At 40.4% G+C, this 4,609-nt stretch carries 8 protein-coding genes and 2 pseudogenes; 6 read left to right on the top strand and 4 right to left on the bottom strand.

Going from position 1 to position 4,609, the window contains the following annotated elements:
* Positions 1-73: 73 nt before the first annotated feature.
* A pseudogene (locus JO375_RS17315) lies at positions 74-526 on the top strand (transposase).
* Between the two features lie 60 nt (positions 527-586).
* Here JO375_RS17315 and JO375_RS17310 read toward each other — a convergent pair.
* Positions 587-922 (bottom strand): YolD-like family protein, encoded by a 336-nt coding sequence (locus JO375_RS17310; protein WP_229525631.1) that lies wholly within the window; start codon positions 920-922, stop codon positions 587-589.
* Positions 923-1,101: 179 nt separating this feature from the next.
* On the opposite strand from JO375_RS17310, the gene JO375_RS17305 reads away from it, so the two are divergent.
* From JO375_RS17305 to JO375_RS17290, 4 genes are read left to right on the top strand one after another with little or no spacing between them, the layout of a single operon-like run.
* A complete protein-coding gene (locus JO375_RS17305) occupies positions 1,102-1,269 on the top strand; it encodes a type II toxin-antitoxin system HicA family toxin (RefSeq protein ID WP_229525823.1) in 168 nt (55 codons plus the stop codon).
* 29 nt (positions 1,270-1,298) lie between these two features.
* A complete protein-coding gene (locus JO375_RS17300) occupies positions 1,299-1,724 on the top strand; it encodes a type II toxin-antitoxin system HicB family antitoxin (protein WP_229525630.1) in 426 nt (141 codons plus the stop codon).
* Positions 1,725-1,752: 28 nt separating this feature from the next.
* The gene (locus JO375_RS17295; RefSeq protein WP_229525629.1) at positions 1,753-1,956 is read left to right on the top strand and encodes a hypothetical protein; all 204 of its coding nucleotides are present in this window, start codon (positions 1,753-1,755) and stop codon (positions 1,954-1,956) included.
* Between the two features lie 12 nt (positions 1,957-1,968).
* Positions 1,969-2,169: a hypothetical protein gene (locus tag JO375_RS17290; protein ID WP_229525628.1), complete on the top strand. Its 201-nt coding sequence runs from the start codon at positions 1,969-1,971 to the stop codon at positions 2,167-2,169.
* 87 nt (positions 2,170-2,256) lie between these two features.
* On the opposite strand, the gene JO375_RS17285 is transcribed toward JO375_RS17290, so the two are convergent.
* Positions 2,257-2,733, bottom strand: coding sequence for a hypothetical protein (locus JO375_RS17285; RefSeq protein ID WP_229525627.1), 477 nt, complete (start codon positions 2,731-2,733; stop codon positions 2,257-2,259).
* A 127-nt stretch (positions 2,734-2,860) separates the two neighbouring features.
* Between JO375_RS17285 and JO375_RS17280 the strand changes: the two genes are divergently transcribed.
* Complete coding sequence (locus JO375_RS17280) at positions 2,861-3,082, top strand: hypothetical protein (protein WP_229525626.1); 222 nt, start codon at positions 2,861-2,863, stop codon at positions 3,080-3,082.
* A 120-nt stretch (positions 3,083-3,202) separates the two neighbouring features.
* Here JO375_RS17280 and JO375_RS17275 read toward each other — a convergent pair whose 3' ends face one another.
* The gene (locus JO375_RS17275; protein WP_229525822.1) at positions 3,203-4,246 is read right to left on the bottom strand and encodes a discoidin domain-containing protein; all 1,044 of its coding nucleotides are present in this window, start codon (positions 4,244-4,246) and stop codon (positions 3,203-3,205) included.
* Positions 4,247-4,287: 41 nt separating this feature from the next.
* Positions 4,288-4,609: pseudogene (locus tag JO375_RS17270) on the bottom strand (fibronectin type III domain-containing protein); the annotation flags it as partial.

The following is a 4,609-nucleotide window of genomic DNA, read 5'->3' as shown; positions in this document are numbered from 1 at the left end:
TACAGCCAACATCCTGAATCGTAAATTTGACCAAACCGAAACCAGGCGCTTCGTTGTCAGCGACCTGACCTATGTGAAGGTTCAGCACCAGTGGCACTACATTTGGGTACTCGTTGACCTGTTCAATCGAGAGATGATCGGTCATAGTGCAGGTCCGAATAAGGACGCTGCTCTGATTTCTCGCGCCTTTGCCACAGTACAGGGTGATCTGCATCAAATTCAGTGGTTTCATACAGACCGTGGCAGTGAATTTAAAAATGAAAAGATGAACGAGCTTCTGGAAACTTTTAAGATCGGTCGTTCACTGAGCATGAAAGGCTGTCCCTATGACAATGCCGTAGCGGAAGCCACCTACAAGGTCATGAAAACCGAGTTCGTAAACCAGATGGAATTTCAGAGCCTTCATCATTTGGAGATCGAACTATAAGATTACGTCAACTGGTTTAATAAGCATCGCATTCACGGAACACTGGGATACATGGCACCTGTTCAGTACCGCCAAGAGGCCCTTAAAAAAGCTGTCTGATTTACTGTTGACAATCCATTATCTTAATTATATAGCGGTGTATTGCGTAAGCAAGAGGAATTACAAATTTACGGGCATAATATCCTCCAGCTTAACCCAACTATAATTATCTTCCCCGCGAGACAGCTTCACTTCACATCTAGCAGTGTTTACGGAAGTGACCACGCCTGTCATAGTTATATCGTCAAACGGATCAAATACGGTAACAGTGACCTCCGTACGACGATTGTAAGAGTCTATAAGCGCCCTCTCGATCAAGTGCGTTTCCTGCTCGTCCAGCTCTGGCTTTCTACGCCGCTGTTCTTCTCTCATTAGGCGCAATATACCCTCTCTATGTTCTGGTATGATAATGCGGCTGCTTTCCCAAAACCCATTGCCCGCTAACTTTTTTGACATGTATGTAGCCTCCTGATGTGTTATGTAGAAATTATATAGCGAACATACGTTCTATACAATAGTTTTATTCTCCGCTTCTAAATACGTGTAATTTATACGTTGACACGTATTTAATATACGTGTAAAATAATAAATGTAAGGAGGGTAGTCATTTAAAATCATACAGTTCGAGAGAATTAATCAAACTGTTAGAAGAGGACGGATGGTACATAATAGGGGTACATGGCAGTCACCATTACTTCAAGCATCCGACAAAAATCGGTAAGGTTACCGTTCCACATCCTAAGAAAAGCTTTCCTCCGAAGACACAAGCAAGTATCTTAAAAACGGCGGGGATTAAGGGCTGAACAGCCCTCCCCAAAGGAGGTTAATTATAGTGAGTAAAAAAGATGTTTATCGCTACTGGGCATTGCTCGACCACGCTGAGGATGGTATATCTGTTCGTTTTCCAGATCTCCCTGGTTGCCTTACATTTGGAGACACTGCCGAAGAAGCGTATGCTGCAGCTCGTGAAGCGTTGGAGGGTTTTATGTATGTTATGGAACAAGACACCGATCCTATTCCTGATCCCTCCCCGCTTGATGTTATTTTGGCACAACGAGAAGCGACAGAGGCTGCGTGTGACGTTCAAGTCTATATGCCTGTAGTTCGAGAGGCTATGGAGAGTAAGGCCGTTAAAAAGACACTGACTGTCCCTAAATGGCTTAATGATCAAGCGGAACAGCAACACCTTAATTTCTCTCAGGTGCTACAGGAAGGATTGAAGCGGAGTCTCGGTATTAATCCTTTAGAAAAGAGGTAACACGCCTTTACATTTGGGGGGATTAATTATGAAATACGGCCCTCGCAAACCCATCCTAAACAAGCGTATAACAGTTCGTACCAGCCTCAAACGGCAGATTGTACACCGCTCTGGGTTAAAGATGCCTTGGGGCTGGGAATGGATACGCGATCCACGTAAGGCGGCTTACAATAAGGTATATAATCGGTCAACGTTTGATATATTTAAAGTGCTTGGTAAATTGTTTAAATAGGAAGGTGCGGTTATGGGACCCTACAATTTAGAGTTAACACCTTGGGAAATGCTCATATCGCGGGACGATATGCAAGAGCGTTTAAAATATAATCGTGGTTTCGTTCCTGAAGAACTGGCTATATGGCAAAAAATCGAGGCTCTACACGAACAGTTGAAACAAGATGAAGCTAACTACAAAAAGACAGAATCAAAAGATATAGAACCAATATAATTTTAAAAAAAAGCTCTGCCGACCATAAGGTTAGCAGAGCTTTTAGTTTAAGAAAAATCTACACCATTCATCTTATTGTTGAATAACCTATAAAAGTAACATTAAAGCTTTAGTAATCCACCAGGCAGCAGTTTCATTCCCAGTTACTTGCAAAGCTCCTGCATATATTGCATCTTCAATAGCTCCGGTAAAGTTATCAACAACGCCAAGAATCTGCAAGAAACCCTCTACTCCAATAAAAGCTTTAACCGAAGCTGGAAGTTTATCAAATCCTGCTTTTAAAGCTTTTACTGCCCAACTCAATTTCCCTTGTGTTTGATACTCTCCACGGTCTTCTTTATTTTGAATGGCTTTAATAAAATCATTTTTTTCCTGCTCAGATAAATTGAAATATTCGGCGATACCTTCGATATCTTGTAATTCAGATTTATTAAGAGAACCCTTAGCACTACTTGAAACACTACTAGAGTCTGTAGAAGGCAATGCGTACATTGAGGCTGGTACCGCAATCACACCTGATAGTAAAGTTGCGGCCATTAGTGAGGTTATCCATACTTTTTTCATCACTTCAGCTCCTCATTGTTTTTTATATGCATTTACCATTGATGTAATAGTTGTACTATTTATGGTAAACTATAGTCGATTTTGTTGCAAGTTCTATTTTGAATAATTATTTTTTAGGAGGTATTTGATGAAAAAAATTTGGAGATTTATCATCGCGCTGCTCATCGGCAATATTATCGGGAATCTAACTTACGGGAGGCTAGAATTTTTTCAATATAACACAGGAACTGGATTTTTCACATTAGAAAATCTCATTAAGTTTATTATCGACTATGGTCTGGCTGTGATTATTGCATTAATCATATACATCTTCATTGGAAAAGTTTTTACGAGAAGTGATCAGGAATAAATTAAAAGGACTCCATACCGGTCACATACCAGCGGAGTCCTTTTTTACATCTACTCTAAATTCAAAATGGTTAACGAAAAAAGCCCAGCCGACCAATTAAGGTTAGCGGGGCTTTTTGTTTTATTTAGAGTATTCACTTACTTCAAACGTCAGGATACGATCATACAGCATGTAGTCCTTACGGCTACTGAATGGTCCTTTATTGTTATCGTGTTTATTAATGGCATATGAAGCCGATCCAGAACCGGCCTGCTTGCCTTCGTACCATGAGATAAAATCATTGACCTCTTTCATGCTTAGGTCAAACTCTTTCTCCAAGCCGGTTGTCATGGTGACTACCAAAATTGCACGGTCACCAGAAGGTTGCTCAGGGTCAGTTTGACCGCCCCCTCCTTGTGGAGTGGCAGACGCTTCATTAGAAATAACCGTCTCGACTCCATTAAAAATAGCTACTACTTGAAAATAGTAAGTCGTCCCGTTCGTCAAATTTGGAATGACATAGTTACCAGCCGCGTCTTTTTCTACAGAAATTGAATCTGTATATTTATTGGGTTGGGTTCCATAATTAATTTTGTAGTTCGTAGCTTCTTTAATTGTATTCCAGTTCAATTTAGCAGATGCATTCTGTGGCTGACCTGTAAGATTTATCGTCTCGAATGTCCCCAAGGTGACTTCGCCTATAGCTAGCCAAGATTCACCGCCATCACCATCAATCCTTATAGCCTCATAAATTCCCTCCTTAACTTTAATAGGTGGAGGTGTAGTAAATGTAGATTTTAAAGCTTGAGTTATTTGTCCACTTATTGGCTCCCATTTTCCATCTGTCAGTCCATAAATAGTGTATGAAACTGTCCTTACTGGCTGTGAGTTAGTGGTAATGTGGACAAAATTAAATTTTACCGGATTAGGGAAGGTTAATTCGATATTCCCTTTGAATGTACCTGCATTCCAGTAATTTTCCATTGATCCATCAATTGAATTTTTTGCTGCATATTGAGCCGTATATTCACTACTTGCTTTAACAGTAGTTCCTTCTGGTGGTGAGAATCCAAGCATCCCCTCTACAGTTTTGTTGAGCATTGACGCATGTATTATAGATGGCAGTAATACAGTACTAAAGAGTAAAAAAAACAAAATAGTAGAGATTATTTTTTTAGACACAATTTTACCCTCCTGCGACTATAGAGTCTATTTGTAAGAGTACTCTAATTTGAGTATTCACTCACTTCGAATGTCAAAATCCGATCATACAACATGTAATCCTTACGGCTACTAAATGGTCCTTTGTTATTATTGTGTTTATTGATTGCATAGGATGCGGTTCCAGATCCGGCTTGTTTTGTTTCGTACCAGGAAACGAAATCGTTCACCTCTTTAATGCTCAGATCAAATTCTTTCTCCAAACCCGTTGTCATCGTGACCTTTAGAATGGCACGCTCTCCGCTTGGAACCGGTTCATTTGTCCCTGGATTAGGAGTGGATCCTCCTGAATTAGGAGTGCATGCTTCTGAGTTAGGAGTGGAGCTA

Source organism: Paenibacillus farraposensis, from assembly GCF_020736845.1.
Classification (GTDB): domain Bacteria; phylum Bacillota; class Bacilli; order Paenibacillales; family Paenibacillaceae; genus Paenibacillus; species Paenibacillus farraposensis.
Note: the sequence above shows the minus strand (reverse complement) of the source record. Positions and strands in the feature narration are given on the sequence as shown.

Coding starts and splice junctions, on each gene's coding strand:
- JO375_RS17310 (WP_229525631.1), bottom strand. CDS start 922: ATGTCAAAAAAGTTAGCGGGCAATGGGTTTTGGGAAAGCAGCCGCATT.
- JO375_RS17295 (WP_229525629.1), top strand. CDS start 1,753: ATGAAATACGGCCCTCGCAAACCCATCCTAAACAAGCGTATAACAGTT.
- JO375_RS17290 (WP_229525628.1), top strand. CDS start 1,969: ATGGGACCCTACAATTTAGAGTTAACACCTTGGGAAATGCTCATATCG.
- JO375_RS17285 (WP_229525627.1), bottom strand. CDS start 2,733: ATGAAAAAAGTATGGATAACCTCACTAATGGCCGCAACTTTACTATCA.
- JO375_RS17280 (WP_229525626.1), top strand. CDS start 2,861: ATGAAAAAAATTTGGAGATTTATCATCGCGCTGCTCATCGGCAATATT.